Here is a 15,982-nt window from a genome sequence, read left to right as displayed (position 1 = left end):
CACCCCATGCTCAAGACCGCTGTCCAGGAACAACTGCTGCCGGGAGACACCCTGCAGGCCAAGTGGGACTTCGCCCTCCAGGCCGGCTACGACGCCGTCGAACTGCGCGGCAAGGGCGACTTCCACTTCGCCTCCCGCCGCGAGGAACTGCGGCAGGCCCGCCGGGACGGTGTGGTCATGCCGACCGTCTGCGTCGACATGCTGCACTTCCTCGGCGCCTTCGACGAGGACCTGCGCCGCGACGCCGTCGCCCAGATGAAGTCCCAGCTCACCGTCATCGCCGAGATCGGCGGCGTGGGCGCCCAGACCCCCGCCTCGTACGGCATGTTCTCCCGCCGTCTGCCGCCCTTCGAGCCGCCGCGCACCGAGGAGGAGGACCGCGAGGTGCTCCTCGCCGGACTCACCGAACTCGGCGAGCACGCCCGCAGCGAGGGCGTCACGCTCTTCCTCGAGCCGCTCAACCGCTACGAGGACCACATGGTCAACCGCCTCGACCAGGCCGCCGACCTGATCCGCGCCGTCGGCCTGGACTCCGTGCGCATCGGCATCGACAGCTACCACATGAACATCGAGGAGACCGACCCGGCGGCCGCGATCGTCGCCCACGCCGACGTCATCGGCCACGCCCAGGTCTCCGACTCCAACCGCTTCCAGCCGGGCGCCGGACACCTCGACTGGCCGGCCTGGCTCGGCGCCCTGCACACCGTCGGCTACGACGGCCACCTCGCCCTCGAATGCCGGCTGACCGGCGACCCCGTCCAGGCCGTGCGTTCCGTACCCGCCTTCCTCAAGAGGTCGGGCGCGTGAGCACCCCCCTGGACCTCCTGGACCGGCCCGCGCCCACCGCGCCCGCGGACCTGACCCTGCGGCGCGGTGCGGCGCGGGTCCTGCTCGACAACTGGACCGGCGCCTCCACCGTCCCTTCGCGCACCCTCTACCCGCACCAGTGGAGCTGGGACTCCGCCTTCGTCGCCATCGGACTGCGCCACCTCTCGGTGCGCCGCGCCCAGCGGGAACTGGAGTCGCTGCTGGCCGCGCAGTGGGCCGACGGGCGCGTGCCCCACATCGTCTTCAACCCCGACCTGCCGCACGGCGCCTACTTCCCGAGCCCCGACTTCTGGCAGTCCTCCTCGGCGGGCCGGGACGCCGGCGCACCCCCGTCCACCGAGACCTCCGGCATCGTCCAGCCGCCCGTGCACGCCCTGGCCGCCTGGCTCGTCCACCTGGCCGACCCGGCCGAGTCACGGCGCCGCGGCTTCCTCGCCCGCGTCCGGCCGAGGCTCGCCGCCTGGCACGACTACCTGCTCGACCGCCGCGACCTCGGCGGCGGGGGCCTCGCGGCCGTCGTCCACCCGTGGGAACCCGGCATGGACAACAGTCCCGGCTGGGACCGGGCCCTGCGGCGGGTCGAACCCAGCCCGTCCGGCACCTTCCGGCGCGCCGACCTCGACCACGGTCACCCCGCCGACCGGCCCACCGACCTCGACTACGGCCGCTACGTGCGGCTGGCCACCGAGTACCGGGACGCCGGATACGACGACCGTCTCGTGCGGCACCGCTTCGCCGTGGAGGACCCCGCCTTCAACGCGCTGCTGATCGTGAGCGAACTGGCCCTCGCGGCCATGTCCCGCGAACTGGGCCTGCCCGCGCGCCGGCACACGGAGCGGGCCGCCGGTCTGACCCGGGCGCTGGTGCGCCGGCTGTGGGCCCCGGAGGCCGGCCTGTTCCGCGTGCGCGACCTGCACGCCGGCACCCTGGTCGAGGAAGGGAGCGTCAGCGGGCTGATCCCGCTCGTCGTCCCCGGCCTGCCGCGGGACGTCGTCCGGCGCCTGCACGCCACACTCACCGGCCCGCGCTTCAGCGCCCCCGCCACGGCGCTGGTCCCGAGCTACGACCTGACCGGCCACGCCTTCCACCCCACCCGGTACTGGCGCGGGCCCGCCTGGTTCAACACCGCCTGGCTGATCGAGCGGGGACTGCGCACCCACGGCCTCGGGCCGGACGCCGCGCGGCTGCGCAGCGGCCTCCTCGCCGAGGCCGGACGCTCCGGCTTCGCCGAGTACGTCGACCCCTCCACCGGTGCGGCCTGCGGCACCCGGCACTTCTCCTGGACCGCCGCCCTGGCGCTCGACCTGCTGACCGCCGACCCCGACGACCACGACCTGGCCGGCGACGACGGGGCGGCACACGACCCGGCCGGCGACGATCCGACCGGCGACGACCGGTCGGCGCACGACCCGAGCGGCCACCACCGGGCGGACCGCGACCGCGCGGACCGCGACCGCGCGGACCGCGACCGCGCGGACCGCGATCGTACGGACCGCGCCCCGGCCGGCCGACGACCCACGGACCACGACACGACGGAGCCCCTGCCATGACCGCGGCCGATTCCCGCGTCCAACTGGTGCGCGACGCCACCTTCGTCCGGCTCGCCGCCGACGGCGGGATCAGCGGCGTCCGCGGCTCGGCGCCCGACGGGCTGTTCCGTCAGGACGCCCGGCACCTCAGCCGCTGGCGGCTGACCGTCGACGGCACCGCCCCCACCGCGCTGATGCCCGCCACCCAGGAGAACGACGACACGGCCGCCTGTGTGCTCACCCCCGAGGGCACCCGCGACCAGCCGCCCGCCTACACCGTCTTCCGCCGCCAGAGCGTCGCCGCGGGCACCCTCACCGAGCACCTCGGCGTGGTCAGCAACCGCCCGGACGCCGTGACCGCCCGGCTCGACCTCACCGTCGACGCCGACTTCGCCGACCTCTTCGAACTGCGCGCCGACGACCGCCACTACGCCAAGCCCGGCGCGCGGTACACGGCCCAGGAGACCGCCGACGGGCTGGTCCTCGACTACCGGCGGGCCGACTGGCACGCCCGGACGGAGATCGTCTGCCGCCCGGCCCCGGACAGTTCGGCGCCCGTACCGGGGGAACCCGGTGCCACCGCGCGGACGTTGACCTGGCACCTCCCGCTCGACGCGCACGGCCGCGCCGACCTGCACCTGACCGTCCGGGCCCACCCGCACGGCCGGCCCGGGCCCGGCGCCGCGTCCTGCACCGTGCCCTCCGCCGCGTGGGCCGGCCGCACCGCCGCAGGGGCTGCGCCACGGGCCGGGGCCGCGACGGACGACCTGACCCGCACCTGCGAACGCGGGCTCGCCGACATCGACCTGCTGACCGTCCCGGTGCCCGGCGTCGACGGTGAGGACGTACGGGTCCCGGCCGCCGGCATCCCGTGGTTCCTCACCCTGTTCGGCCGCGACTCCCTGCTGACCTCCTTCTTCCTGCTGCCCTACCGGCCCGCGACGGCGGCCGCCGTGCTCAGCGCGCTCGCCGCGACCCAGGGCCGGCGCCACGACCCCTTCAGCGGCGAGCAGCCGGGACGCATCGTGCACGAGACCCGGCACGGCGAACTCGCCCACTTCCGGCAGGTCCCCTACGGCCGCTACTACGGTGCCGTCGACGCCACGCCGCTCTTCCTCGTCCTGCTGCACGCCCACCACGAGGCCACCGGCGACCGGTCCGTCGCCGAACGGCTTGAGCGGCACGCCCGTCGCGCCGTCGACTGGATGTTCACCGACGGCGGCCTGGACGAGCACGGTTACCTCGTCTACGAGCCCGACCCGGGCGGGCTGGTCAACCAGAACTGGAAGGACTCCGCGGGCGCCGTCTGCTTCCGCGACGGAACCCAGGCCGAGGGGCCGGTCGCGGTCTGCGAGGCGCAGGGCTACGCCTACGACGCTCTCCTGCGCACGGCCGAACTCGCCGACGGCGTCTGGCGGGACGCGGGGTACGCGCGACGGCTGCGCGAGAGCGCCGCCCGGCTGCGGGACCGCTTCGCGGCCGACTTCTGGATGCCGCGGGCGGACTTCCCCGCCCTCGCGCTGGACGGCGCCGGCCGCCAGGCGGACGCGCTCGCGTCGGACGCCGGGCACCTGCTGTGGTCGGGCATCCTGGACGACGAGCGCGCCCGCCGGGTGGGCCGGCGTCTGCTGGAGCCGGACTTCTTCTCCGGCTGGGCGATCCGGACCCTCGCCGCGGGCCAGCGGCCCTACCACCCGCTGTCGTACCACCGGGGCAGCGCCTGGCCGCACGACAACGCGGTCATCGTCCTGGGCCTGGCCAGGTACGGCCTCACCCGAGAGGTGCGCGCCGTCGCCGAGGGACTCGTCGCGGCGGCGGCCCACCACGGCCACCGGCTTCCCGAGGTCCTCGCCGGCTACGACCGCTCGGCCACCGCCGCCCCGGTGCCCTATCCCCACTCCTGTTCGCCGCAGGCCTGGGCCGCCGCCACCCCGCTGGCCCTGCGGACCGCTCTGGGCCCCCGGCCGCTCAGTCCCTGACCGCCCGCGGGCCCGCCGCCGCGGCGGCGGTGCTCGCGCGGACGACGAGGCGGGGCTCCACCGACGCCGGCTCCGGCACCGTCTCCGGGGCCGCGATGTAGCGCAGCAGGTGGGACACGGCGAGTTCGCCCATCTGCGCGAACGGCTGGGCGACCGTGGTCAGCGGCGGAGCGCAGTACTCGGCCAGTTCGATGTCGTCGACACCGACCACGGAGACGTCCTCGGGCACCCGCCGCCCCAGTTCCCGCAGCGCCCGCACCACGCCGAAGGCCATCTCGTCGCTCGCCACGAACACCGCGGTCACGTCCGGGATCCGGCCCAGGACGAGTCCGGCACGGTAGCCGGACGCGGGCGACCAGTCGCCCTCCAGGGGCGGCGGCACCGTCCGTCCCGCCGCCTCCAGCGTCGTACGCCAGCCGTCGCGCCTGCTGGCGGCCTCCAGCCACTCGGCCGGGCCCGCCAGGTGCCAGACGGTCTCGTGCCCCAGGTCCAGCAGGTGCCGGGTGGCCAACGTGGCCGTCAGCGACTGGTCCACCGCCACGACCTCGGTGGCGTCGGTGCGGGAGCCGTCGATGGTGAGGGTCGGCGTGGCACGGGTGAGTTCCTCCAGCCCGGTGCTGCCGTTGATCAGCGGCACCGACAGGATGATCCCCTCGACCCCCTGGTCGGTGAGCCGGGACAGGGCGGACTCGATGGCGAAGGTGTCGAGCGAGGAGGTGGTGGCGGTGCTCACCGCGTACCCGACGCTCTGCGCGGCGCCTTCGATGCCCGACATCAGGGCGGCACGGGAGTAGAAGGTGGTCCGCAGCGTCACCACGCCGATGGTGCGACTGCGCCCGGAGGACAGCATGCGCGCCGCGTTGTTGCGCCGGTAGCCGAGCCGGGCCACCGCGGCCAGCACCTCGGCCCGGGTCTCCTCCCGCACGTTCGGATGCCCGGAGAGCACCCGCGACACCGTCTGCGCGGACACCCCGGCGGCCCGGGCCACGTCCGTCATCCCCGGCGGGCGTTGCCCGCCGCCCTGCTTCGCCATACGCGCCTTCCTCGACGACCTCCCCGCGATGATATCGCTGACATCGGCGATCGCCCGTGACGCCGAGGCCGTGCGGGCTTCTCCGTGCCAAGCTGTTGGCATCGATAACATCGTCTGCCATAGTCGACCCCGGCAGCACCGGACTCCGCCGAGAGATCGATAACAAGCGGGCGCCCGGTACGGGCACGAGCACCGGAGTCCCCAGTGACCCTCCCCAGCATCCCGTCCGCGACCGGCGCCGTACGTGCCGCGGCCACCCTGACGTACTCCGGTGGGACGCTGCTGCGGGCCGGACGTGCGCACCGCGTCCTGTCCGGCTCGCTGCACTACTTCCGCGTCCACCCCGACCAGTGGGCCGACCGCCTCGAACGGGTGGCGGCTCTCGGGCTCAACACCGTGGACACCTACGTCCCGTGGAACTTCCACGAGCGGCGCCCCGGTGAGGCCCGTTTCGACGGCTGGCGCGACCTCGCGCGCTTCGCCGGGCTGGCCCAGCGCACCGGCCTCGACCTCATGCTGCGGCCCGGACCCTACATCTGCGCCGAGTGGGACAACGGCGGACTGCCGGCCTGGCTCACCGGCGTCCCCGGCATGCGGCCGCGCACCAGCCACCGGCCGTACCTGGACGCGGTCGGCCGCTGGTTCGACGTGCTCGTCCCGCGGATCGCGGCCCTCCAGGCCGTGCACGGCGGCCCGGTGGTGGCCGTGCAGATCGAGAACGAGTACGGCAGTTACGGCGACGACCGCGCCTATGTGCGCTGGGTACGGGACGCCTTGGTGGACCGTGGTGTCACCGAACTCCTCTACACCGCGGACGGACCCACCCCGCTGATGCAGGACGGCGGCACCCTGCCCGGCGAGCTGGCGACCGCGACCCTCGGCTCCCGGCCCGACGAGGCCGCGGCGCTGCTGCGCTCGCGCCGGCCCGAGGAGCCCTTCCTCTGCGCGGAGTTCTGGAACGGCTGGTTCGACCACTGGGGCGAGAAGCACCACGTCCGGTCGTCCGGCAGCGCCGCCCGGGACGTGGGCGGCATTCTCGACACGGGTGGTTCGGTCAGCCTCTACATGGCGCACGGCGGCACCAACTTCGGCCTGTGGGCCGGGGCCAACCACGAGGGCGGCAGCTACCTGCCGACCGTCACCAGCTACGACTCCGACGCCCCGGTGGCCGAACACGGCGCGCTCACCCCGAAGTTCCACGCGCTGCGGGAGACGTTCGCCGCGGTCGGGGACGGGAGCGCGCCACGACGGCCGCTGCCCGCCGATCCGCCCCTGCTGCCGCCCCGGACCCTGCCGGTGACACGGCGGGGGGAACTCGTACCGGCGCTGCGCGCCACGGCCGAGCCGGTGCACGCCCCCGCGCAGCTCAGCTTCGAGGAACTCGGCCAGTCGGCCGGCCTGGTGCTCTACACGGCCCGGCCGCTGCTGCCCCGCGGCGAGCACGAGGTGACCGTGACCGGCCTGCACGACCGGGCCCAGGTGTTCGCCGACGGGCTGCCCGTCGCCGTGCTGGACCGCGAGACCTCCTCGTTCTCCCTGACCGGGAAGGGGACGCGGACCAGGCTGGAACTGCTGGTGGAGAACCAGGGGAGGATCAACTACGGGCCGCTGCTGGGCCAGGGCAAGGGCATCCTCGGCGGGGTGCGGGTGGAGCGGCGGCTCGTGCACGGCTGGACCATGCACCGGCTCCCGCTGGACGAGTGGTCGCCCCGCGACCTCGCCCGCGCCGTCTCGGCCACCCCCGCGGGCGGCACCGCCGGCTTCGCCACCGCGTCCCTGGACCTCACCGGACCCGCCGACACCTTCCTCGCCCTGCCGGGCTTCGCCAAGGGCTTCGTCTGGGTCAACGACGCCCTGCTCGGGCGCTACTGGGAGGTGGGCCCCCAGACCACCCTGTACCTGCCCGGCCCCTTCCTGCGCCCCGGCCCCAACACGCTCACCGTCCTGGAGCTCGAACGGTTCGGCGAGCACCTCGCACTCGTGGACCGGCCGGACCTCGGCCCCACCGAGGAGTACGTCGAGACCTTCGACTGACCGGTCCGCACGGCCCCACCGCGTACCACCCCACTGGCAGCAGCACGAGTTGAGGAGTACCTGTGCCACGGTTGACCGCTCCCGCAAGCAGACTCGCCCTCGTGGCCGTCGCCACGGCACTCGCCCTCGCGGGCGGCGGGTCCCTCGGCGCGCCGCCCGCGTCGGCGTCGGACCCCGAACCCGGCGCCGCCTACACCGTCACCGTCGGCGCGAAGGGGCCCTGGAGCCGCCCGGACGACACGCCGGCCGCCCCGTACATCGACAAGGACGGCACCTTCTACTACCAGCAGGCCCACGCGCTGTACGGCGCCGACGACAGCCGCGCCTGGAGCTTCTACTCCGGCACCGACTTCGACACCGCCGAACGGTCCGCCGTCAGTGACGCCGCCGACCCGGACGAGCCCAGGGACCGCAACGACGACACCACGTGGCGCTGCAACAGCAGTCCGACCGGCAAGGAGTCCACCTTCCCGCCCGCCGGGTCGGGCTACGCGCAGAAGAACTACTGCGACCTGGCCGGTGTGTGGGTCGACCCCGACACCGGAGACTGGTACGGCCTGGTGCACAACGAGTTCACCCCGCAACCCTTCGGCGACGGCCTGCACTTCGACGGGATCGACTACGCGGTCTCGCACGACCGGGGCCGCACCTGGACGATCAGGGACCACGTCATCACGTCGCCGTACAGCACCGAACGCGGTGACACCGGGACGTTCCCCGAGCAGACCTTCCACTACGGCGACGGCGACCCGCGCCTGTTCGTGGACACCGCCTCCGGCTACTTCTACGTCTACTACGGCTCGCGGATCGTGGAGAAGGGCGGCAGCTGGAAGGCGTTCCACGCCCACGTGGCCCGCTCCCCGATGTCCGCGAAGATGGCCCCCGGCTCCTGGCAGAAGTGGTACGACGGAGCCTGGTCCGAGCCCGGTGCCGGCGGACGCGAGAGCAACATCGTGCCGGTCGGTCCGTCCGGCGGCACCGGCTACACCCCCGTGCAGGACGAGTACGACCCGGCCACCCCCGGCACGGTGAGCGAACAGGTCGCCGCCGGGGAGATGCCCGCCACCTCGCCCCTGTTCGTCATGGACATCACGTACAACGCCCACCTCGGGCTGTACGTGGGCGAGCCCCAGGCGGTCGACCAGAGCGGCGACGCCCCGCAGCGCTTCTACGCCACCGACGACCTCGCCACCCAGAAGTGGTTCCCGATCGGCGACACGGGCGAGCACACCAACGCCTCCTGGTACCGGTGGTTCCTGGACGGCGTCAACAAGACCGGCTCGGGCATCGTCGGGAAGCGGTTCCGCTCCTACTGCTCCTTCGGGTGCTCGGGGGGCGCTTCGAGCGAGTACGTCGACCTCACGATCGACACGACCGAGCCCGCCGCTCCGGTCGACGAGGACAGGACCTACCGCATCACCGGAGCCGACGGCCGGTCGCTCGCCCAGGCCTCGCGCCACGGTTCCGCCACCACCTCGGTACGCAGGCCGAACGGCGCGGCACCGTCCGACTGGGTCTTCACCGGGAACGGCGACGGCTCCTACCGCATCGCCAACGCCGCGACCGGCCGGCTGCTCGGCGTCGACTCCTCGGCCACGGCCGGCCGGGCCTGGGGCACCCGGCCCACCGTCACCGCGTCCGGCAGCGACGGCCCCTCCGTCGGGCAGCAGTGGTTCGTCATCCCGGGTGCGTCCGCCGACGGCACCGCCACCGGCACGTACCGCCTGGTCAACCGCTACAGCGGCCTGGTGATCGGCATCTCCGCCGACCCCCGCCGGCGCGTCGAGACCACACCGACCCGCTCCTGGACCGACACCACCGGCAACCGGGTCGGCGGTTCACGCGGCCCCGACGAGCAGACCCTGACCCTCACCCCGACCGGGACGGCGGACTGACGCGACCGGGCCGGATCCGGCTGCCGAGCAAGGGACCCGGCCACCGGTCGGGCCGACCGGGTCCGCGCCCGCCCACGCCCCTACTGCGAGGCCGGGTGGGCGCGGCCCCGGTCCGGGGCGCCGGCGCGACGACGGCAGTCCGCGTCGTGCCGTGCGCCCAGAGAGGTCCACCACCGCTCGCAGCAGTCGTCGTGGAGGGGGAGACGGCCGGGGGAACGGGTGCACTCCGGGCCGTGGTCGGCGCCGTAGGAGCACCGCCAGAACGCGCAGCACGGCCCGGGAGCGGCCCCGAGCGGCTCCCGCAGGAGCGGGCGGGCCAGCAGCTCGGCCCGCCGCGCCAGGACCACCCGCCGCCGGTGGATGGCGCTCTCACGGGCGGCGCACCAGGCGAACACGGCGGCGGCGTACAGGCCGGGCAGGGCCAGCCACGGGTGGTGTGCGCCCGCGTACACGGCGGCGGCCAGAAGGAGCACGGCGGCGGCACGGCACGCACGGGCGGTGCGCAGGCTCGGCGTCACAGGGAACTCCCGTGGGTCGGCGGGGAGAGGGCCTCGGGTCCTCCGTATGCCCCGGGTTCGCCGACCTACGTCGCTTTCCCGTCACGTCCGGCGGAAAATCTCTCGCGACCGCCCGGGAGCAGCGCCGCGCGGCCACCCGGAAGGCGCGGCTCCGGGTCCAGGGGGTGTCGCTCGCATCCTGCCGCGGCCGCGGCAGGCGACGAGGCACCGTCGCCCGGAGCCGGCCTGATCCGAACGGCCCCCCTATCGCCCCTCCTGCGCCAGGTGGCCCAGGGCCGCGCTGCGGCTGGTCGACAGGTGGTGCAGGACCAGCTCCTGGACGCGGTCCACGTCGCGGGCCGCGATGGCCCGGTACAGGGCGTCGTGTTCCAGGGCGACGGCCATCAGGTCGTCGTGCTGGCCCAGGAGCCAGCGCAGCCGGCTGCGCAGGACCCGCTCCAGCTCGTTCAGCAGCTCGTTGGCGGCCAGGGAGACGACGGTCTCGTGGAAGTCGGCGGCCGCCCGGCGGGCCCGTACCGCGTCGTCGGCGCGGGCCGCGTCGAGTTCGGCGTCCACCGTGGCGCGCAGCCGCTCCAGCCCCTCCCGCGTGTGCCGTTGGGCGGCGAGCCGGAAGCCCAGGGTCTCCAGACCCGAGCGGACCTCGTCCAGGTCGGCGATGTCGCTCGTGGTGAACTCCCGCACCACCGCCCAGCTCCGTGGCCGCGGGGTCACCAGTCCTTCCGACACCAGGGCCTTGAGGGCCTCGCGCACGGGGAGCCGGCTCACCCCGAGGGACTCGGCCAGGTCCCGTTCGACCAGGCGGCTGCCGGGGGCACGCACACCGTCGATGATCTCGTCGCGCAACCGCCGCGTGACCCGCTCGGACTCGGGCGTGAAGCCCTCTGACGCAGCCATCGCAGTCCTTCGTCTGTCTTCCCGTTCCCGGCCCGCCGACCGCGCCGTGCGGGGCGGCGGTCGGGCGGCCCGTCAGAATACCCCGGCGTCCGGGGACGGTCCGGGCGGGACGGCGGCGGGGGCGGGTCAGCCAGCCTGCGGCGGCCAGTTGACGATGCGCTTGGGGCGCGGGCGCGCGTAGGTGCGCACCTTGGACGTGGACAGACCCAGCCGGACCAGGGACTCGGCCACCGTCACGGCGGCCGAGACGCCGTCGACCACGGGGACACCGGTCCGCTCCACCACGCGTTCGGCGAGACCGGCCATGCCTCCGCAGCCCAGGCAGATCACCTCGGCCCGGTCGTCCTCGACCGCGCGGGCGGCCTGCTCCGTGATGGCGTCCACGGCGGCCTGTTCGTCCTGCTCCAGTTCCAGTACGGCGAGGCCGCTGGCCCGGACGGACGCGCACCTGGCGCTCAGTCCGGCCACCTCCAGCCGCTCCTCGATGAGCGGGACCGTACGGTCGAGGGTGGTGACGACGGAGTAGCGGCGGCCCAGGTACTGCGCGGTGCTCGCCGCGGCCTCGGTGATGTCGACGACGGGCACGTCGAGCAACTCCTGCAGCCCCTCCCGCCCGTGTTCGCCGTAGCCGGCCTGGATCACCGCGTCGAACGGCTCCGGGTGGGCGCGCACCGCCTCCATCACGGCGACGGCGGCGAGGTAACTCTCGTAGTTGCCCTCGACGGACTCCGCGCCGAACGCCGGTGTCAGCGGCACGATCTCGGTGCCGGGCGAGGCCGCGCCCGCCGCCTGCTTGCCGATCGCGTCGGTGATGGACTGCGTGGTGTTGACGTTGACCACGAGGATACGCATGGGTGGGCCTGGGCCTTCTGTTCGGACGGGTGCCCCCGCGACGGGCGGGGACAGGGCGGTGCGGGACGGAGCGGTGCGCAAGCGACGGCCCGGGGACGAGCGGGCGCGGGACTATTCCGCAGCGACGGCGATGGCCTCGCCGTCCACGTCGCGGATCGGCGTCGCACGGTCGGCGACGACCGCGTACAGCGCTGCGGCGAGGATCGCGCCGACGAACCAGGAGAAGCCGGCCGCCGCGTGGAAGAAGGGGACCAGGGCGACGACGACGGCGATCGCGGCGCTCGGGACGAAGGCGGCGACGGCCCGCGGGTTGTAGCCGCGGCGGTAGTGGTACTCGGCGCCCGCGTCCTCGGTGTAGAGGGCCGGCACGTTCACGCGGGCCTTCCGCAGCAGCCAGTAGTCCGCCATGATCACACCGAAGAGGGGACCGAGCAGCGCGCCGAGCCCGCCGAGGAAGTAGTTCACGACGACCGGGCTGTTGTAGAGGTTCCAGGGCGTGATCACCAGGCCCAGGGCCGCGCTCACCAGACCCGCGCGGCGGAAGTCGAGCCGGTGCGGGAACAGGTTGACCAGGGCGTAGATCGGCGCGACGAAGTTGGCCAGCAGGTTCACCGCCACCGTGAGGGCGATCAGGCACAGCGAGGCGACGGCCAGCAGGAACATGTTGGGGATGGTCCTGACGATGTCCGTCGGGCTGGTGATCACGTGCCCGTCGAGGGTGAACTGGGCTCCGCTGAGGACCGCCACGATGACGGCGAAGAAGAGCATGTTCACCGGGATGCCGATCACGTTGCCGCGGACGATCGAGCCGCGGCTGCGCGCGGACCGGGTGAAGTCGCAGAAGTTGAGGACGAACGTCCCGTAGATCACCACCCACAGGGCGGCGGCCTGGAGCACCTGGAGCCACATGGCGCCGCCGGTGAGGGGATCGCCGACGGACACGGAGACCGAGCCGTCGGCCCGCACGAACATCCACACCGCGAGCGCGCACATCGTCAGCAGCGTGGTGGGCGCGGCGAAGGCCATGTACCGGCGGATCATCTGCATCCCGTAGCTGACGATGAGCACCTGGAGGGCCCACAGCGCCAGGAAGGTGATCCAGCCGAGCGTCGACTGGCCGAGCAGGGAGTCGGTGTCCAGGGAGGCCAGGGAGGGGAACATGGCCACCAGGAGGGCACTCAGCACGGCGGACGCCAGATAGGTCTGGATACCAAACCAGGCGATGGCCACGGCGCCGCGTACGGCGGCCGGAATCTTCGCCCCCCTGATGCCGAACGCGATGCGGCTCATGACGGGGAACGGAACGCCCGTCTTGTGGCCCATGAATCCGGACAGCGTGAGCAGGAGGAAGAGCAGGACCGAGGCGAGCGCGAAGGCCGCGAGGATGCCCCACACGTTCAGTCCGAGGGCGAACAGCCCGATGGCGAAGGCGTAATTGCCCAGGCTGTGCACGTCGTTGGCCCAGAGCGTGAAGACGTTGTAGGCGCCCCAGCGGCGCCCTTCCCGCTTCGTCGGGGCGAGGTCGTACGTGTAGAGGCCGGAGCTGGTGGCCGTGTCGCTGGTCTCCGCGGACGAGCGGCGGTCTTCCAGGGCAGTCATACGGGACTCCTGGGATCAGGTGCGGGGTTGGAGGCTTTCACAAAGCGGAAGCGGCTTTCCGGTGAACTGAACGTAGTTTTCGCCAAACCGCACCGTCAAGGGGTCTACGGCAAATGGAATACCATTTTTGGGGTCGACCGACAGCTCTGAGGGTGGTGTCCGCTGCGGCCACCTGCCATTGAGACGATGTGGAGATGCCGTGCGCCGGGCCCCGTGTGTCGCTCTCCGGCCGGCCGGCGGCTCGTCAGCCCCGCGCGCGCCTCTCCGTGCTCTCCCGCAGGACGAGCCGGTGGTCCACGACGAGGTCCTGGGGCGCCTGGGCCCGTGACCCGGCGCCGTCCGGTGCCGCCGCCTCCTCGATGCGGTGCTGGAGCAGCTCTACCGCGACCTTGGCCACAGCCGCCTTGTCGGGAGCCACCGTGCTCAGCGTCGGGACGCTGAACCGTCCGCCCTCCACGTCGTCGAAGCCGATGACCGCGACGTCCTCGGGCACCGAGACGCCGTGCTCGTGCAAGGCCCGCAACGCCCCCAGCGCCAGCTGGTCGTTGAGGCAGAGCAGCGCGTCGGGCCGCGGGCCCTCCCGCAGTGCACGTGACACGGCCCGCGCACCGTCCGGCATCCGGAAGGAGCCGACCGGCAGCAGCATGGCAGGATCGTAGGCGATGCCCGCCTCCGCCAGGGCGGCCCGATAGCCCCGGGTGCGGGCCTGCGCCGTCCCCAGCCCCGAGTCGTCGAGCCCGCCGACGGCCAGGATGCTGCGGCGTCCGAGGCCGATCAGATGCCGGGTGGCCTCGCGGGCGGCACGCTCGTTGTCGATGGCCACATGATCGGCGCCCTCCTCCAGCAGCTCGCCGAGCAGCACCGTGGGCGGGAACCCCGTGCGGTCCCGCAGGTCGTCGGCGGTCAGGGCGAGCGGACTGAGGATGATGCCGTCCACGAAGGTGGACCCGAACCCGGCCAGCGCCGCCAGCTCGTGGTCGCGGTCCGCCCCGGACTGGTGGATCAGGACCGTCAGGGACCTCTCCTCGGCCTCCCGGATCACATGCCGGGCCAACTCCGCGAAGTACGGTATGTCCAGTTCCGGGACGACGAGCGCGATGATGCCGGTACGGCCCTTGCGCAGGTGACGGCCGGCCAGGTTGACGCGGTAGCCGAGGTGTTCGATGGCCTCGCGCACCACCCGCCGGGTCCGGTCGGAGACGTGGGCGTAGTCGTTGATGACATTGGAGACCGTCTTCTCCGAAACGCCCGCATGACGTGCGACGTCCTTGATCCTGGGCCGTGCCACCGAGACCTCCCTGCCTCTTCCGCGCCGCCCGAGTCTATGTCCCGGTGCGGGGAGGGTCTCGGTGCAGGTCTCCTTCCCCTCAGCTCTTTACAGCCAATGTACATCGATGTAAAAACTAGCCACCGCATGAGCTCCGGCCGTCGAAAGGTCCGCGATGAGTTCCCGTCTGCCTGCCCAGGGGGTGCCGGCCGTGACCGATCCGGTCCGCCGCCCCAGTCGCCGCCGGTTGCTGCGCCACGCCGTGGCCGGCGCGGGAGCCCTGCTCGCCGCGGGCCCGCTGTCCGGCTGCGCCTCACCCGCCTCGGCGTCGGGGGCGTCCTCGCTGAGCGTCTGGGACCTGTTCCAGGGCGGCGACGGCATGCTCATGGACGACATGATCGAGGCCGTGTCGAAGGGGGCCGGGGGAGCCAAGGGTTTCGACGTCGACCGGACGATCCTCGACTGGGGACCCTCGTACTACACCAAGCTCGCCATGTCCGCGGCCGGCGGCCGGGCCTCCGACGTGGCCGCCATGCACCTGTCCCGGCTGGCGGGCTACGCGCCCGGCGGCCTGGTGGACGCCTTCGACCTGGACCTGCTGGCCGAGTTCGGCGTCACGTGCAGGGACTTCACCCCCGCCGTCTGGTCGCGCACCCAGCACGAGGGCACCGTCTACGCGATCCCGCTGGACGTCCACCCCTTCATCGTGTTCTACGACAAGAAGGCCGCGGAGAAGGCCGGACTGCTCGACCCCTCGGGCGAACTGGCCCCGATGGGATCGCCCGAGGCGCTGCTGGAGGCGGGCAGGGCTCTCGCCGAGGCGACGGGGGAGGCGGGCATCCTGTTCGGCCACGTCACCGACACGGCGCAGAACTGGCGCCTGTTCGCCGGTCTCTACGCCCAGACCGGCGCCGCCTTCGACCTGCCGGACGGCGGCCCCCCGAAGATCGACGTCGACGCCGCCGTACGGGTCGTGACCCTCATGACGCAGCTCTTCGACGGGAGGACCAACCCGAACAACCTGGACTACAACGGCGCGATCGCCGCCTTCACCAACGGCCGCGGCGGCATGGCGATGCTCGGCGAGTGGGAACTGCCGACGCTGAAGAAGTCCGGCGTCGACCTGGGCGCCGCGCCGTTCCCGCAGGTCTTCGACAAGCCGGCCGTCTACACCGACAGCCACAGCTTCGTCCTCCCGCACCAGGACGACCCCGACCCGGCCCGGCGCCGCGAGGCCCACCGGTACGTCGCGCAGATCCTCAAGCAGAGCCTCACCTGGGCGAGCGCCGGACACATCCCCGCGTACCAGCCCGTCCTCGCCGAGCCGGAGTACGCGGCGCTCGACCCTCAGTCCTCCTACGCGGACGCCGCGAAGGTGGCGGTGCTCGACCCGCCCAACTGGTTCGCCGGAGCCGGTTCGAACTTCCAGAACCGCATGTGCCAGCCGCTCCAGTCGGCGCTGCTCGGCAACACCACCCCCGAGAAGGCGGTGCGGCAGATGGTCCGCGAGGCGGACACGCTGCTGCGGCAGCCCAACCCGGTGGCCTGACCAGC

General features: G+C 73.3%; 12 protein-coding genes. 6 read left to right on the top strand and 6 right to left on the bottom strand.

What is annotated here, in order from left to right; translation table 11 throughout:
* Positions 1–6: 6 nt before the first annotated feature.
* From EV562_RS31365 to EV562_RS31355, 3 genes are read left to right on the top strand one after another with little or no spacing between them, the layout of a single operon-like run.
* Entirely contained in the window at positions 7–807 is an 801-nt protein-coding gene (locus tag EV562_RS31365) for a sugar phosphate isomerase/epimerase family protein (protein ID WP_133890242.1), read from the top strand.
* The gene (locus EV562_RS31360; protein ID WP_243860281.1) at positions 804–2,378 is read left to right on the top strand and encodes a hypothetical protein; all 1,575 of its coding nucleotides are present in this window, start codon (positions 804–806) and stop codon (positions 2,376–2,378) included. The genes EV562_RS31365 and EV562_RS31360 overlap by 4 nt, the downstream gene beginning before the upstream one ends.
* Positions 2,375–4,336, top strand: coding sequence for a glycogen debranching N-terminal domain-containing protein (locus tag EV562_RS31355; protein WP_133890241.1), 1,962 nt, complete (start codon positions 2,375–2,377; stop codon positions 4,334–4,336). The genes EV562_RS31360 and EV562_RS31355 overlap by 4 nt, the downstream gene beginning before the upstream one ends.
* Here EV562_RS31355 and EV562_RS31350 read toward each other — a convergent pair.
* The gene (locus EV562_RS31350) at positions 4,326–5,369 is read right to left on the bottom strand and encodes a LacI family DNA-binding transcriptional regulator (protein ID WP_133890240.1); all 1,044 of its coding nucleotides are present in this window, start codon (positions 5,367–5,369) and stop codon (positions 4,326–4,328) included. The genes EV562_RS31355 and EV562_RS31350 overlap by 11 nt on opposite strands.
* Before the next feature lie 204 nt (positions 5,370–5,573).
* Here EV562_RS31350 and EV562_RS31345 point away from each other — a divergent pair, with 204 nt between their 5' ends.
* The gene (locus tag EV562_RS31345) at positions 5,574–7,403 is read left to right on the top strand and encodes a beta-galactosidase (RefSeq protein WP_243860280.1); all 1,830 of its coding nucleotides are present in this window, start codon (positions 5,574–5,576) and stop codon (positions 7,401–7,403) included.
* A gap of 71 nt (positions 7,404–7,474) precedes the next feature.
* Positions 7,475–9,298 carry an RICIN domain-containing protein gene (locus EV562_RS31340; RefSeq protein ID WP_133890239.1) on the top strand — a complete coding sequence of 608 codons (1,824 nt, stop codon included), beginning with the start codon at positions 7,475–7,477 and terminating at the stop codon, positions 9,296–9,298.
* Between the two features lie 80 nt (positions 9,299–9,378).
* Here EV562_RS31340 and EV562_RS31335 read toward each other — a convergent pair whose 3' ends face one another.
* The 5 genes from EV562_RS31335 to EV562_RS31315 form a co-directional block, all read right to left on the bottom strand.
* Positions 9,379–9,816, bottom strand: coding sequence for a hypothetical protein (locus EV562_RS31335; protein WP_133890238.1), 438 nt, complete (start codon positions 9,814–9,816; stop codon positions 9,379–9,381).
* A gap of 243 nt (positions 9,817–10,059) precedes the next feature.
* Entirely contained in the window at positions 10,060–10,710 is a 651-nt protein-coding gene (locus EV562_RS31330) for a GntR family transcriptional regulator (RefSeq protein ID WP_133890237.1), read from the bottom strand.
* 126 nt (positions 10,711–10,836) lie between these two features.
* Positions 10,837–11,562: an aspartate/glutamate racemase family protein gene (locus EV562_RS31325; protein ID WP_133890236.1), complete on the bottom strand. Its 726-nt coding sequence runs from the start codon at positions 11,560–11,562 to the stop codon at positions 10,837–10,839.
* A 111-nt stretch (positions 11,563–11,673) separates the two neighbouring features.
* Complete coding sequence (locus tag EV562_RS31320) at positions 11,674–13,161, bottom strand: NCS1 family nucleobase:cation symporter-1 (RefSeq protein WP_133890235.1); 1,488 nt, start codon at positions 13,159–13,161, stop codon at positions 11,674–11,676.
* 244 nt (positions 13,162–13,405) lie between these two features.
* Positions 13,406–14,449: a LacI family DNA-binding transcriptional regulator gene (locus EV562_RS31315; protein ID WP_133890234.1), complete on the bottom strand. Its 1,044-nt coding sequence runs from the start codon at positions 14,447–14,449 to the stop codon at positions 13,406–13,408.
* Between the two features lie 154 nt (positions 14,450–14,603).
* Between EV562_RS31315 and EV562_RS31310 the strand changes: the two genes are divergently transcribed.
* Entirely contained in the window at positions 14,604–15,977 is a 1,374-nt protein-coding gene (locus EV562_RS31310; protein ID WP_166662086.1) for an extracellular solute-binding protein, read from the top strand.
* Positions 15,978–15,982: the final 5 nt, after the last annotated feature.

Origin of the sequence: Streptomyces sp. BK208, from assembly GCF_004364245.1 — a bacterium.
Lineage (GTDB): Bacteria > Actinomycetota > Actinomycetes > Streptomycetales > Streptomycetaceae > Streptomyces.
The sequence above is the reverse complement of the archived record's forward strand: the minus strand, read 5'-3'. Positions and strand labels throughout refer to the sequence as shown.

Excerpts from the sequence above, each read along its gene's own strand:
- EV562_RS31365 (WP_133890242.1), top strand. The coding sequence starts at position 7 with ATGCTCAAGACCGCTGTCCAGGAACAACTGCTGCCGGGAGACACCCTG.
- EV562_RS31355 (WP_133890241.1), top strand. The coding sequence starts at position 2,375 with ATGACCGCGGCCGATTCCCGCGTCCAACTGGTGCGCGACGCCACCTTC.
- EV562_RS31350 (WP_133890240.1), bottom strand. The coding sequence starts at position 5,369 with ATGGCGAAGCAGGGCGGCGGGCAACGCCCGCCGGGGATGACGGACGTG.
- EV562_RS31330 (WP_133890237.1), bottom strand. The coding sequence starts at position 10,710 with ATGGCTGCGTCAGAGGGCTTCACGCCCGAGTCCGAGCGGGTCACGCGG.
- EV562_RS31325 (WP_133890236.1), bottom strand. The coding sequence starts at position 11,562 with ATGCGTATCCTCGTGGTCAACGTCAACACCACGCAGTCCATCACCGAC.
- EV562_RS31320 (WP_133890235.1), bottom strand. The coding sequence starts at position 13,161 with ATGACTGCCCTGGAAGACCGCCGCTCGTCCGCGGAGACCAGCGACACG.
- EV562_RS31310 (WP_166662086.1), top strand. The coding sequence starts at position 14,604 with ATGAGTTCCCGTCTGCCTGCCCAGGGGGTGCCGGCCGTGACCGATCCG.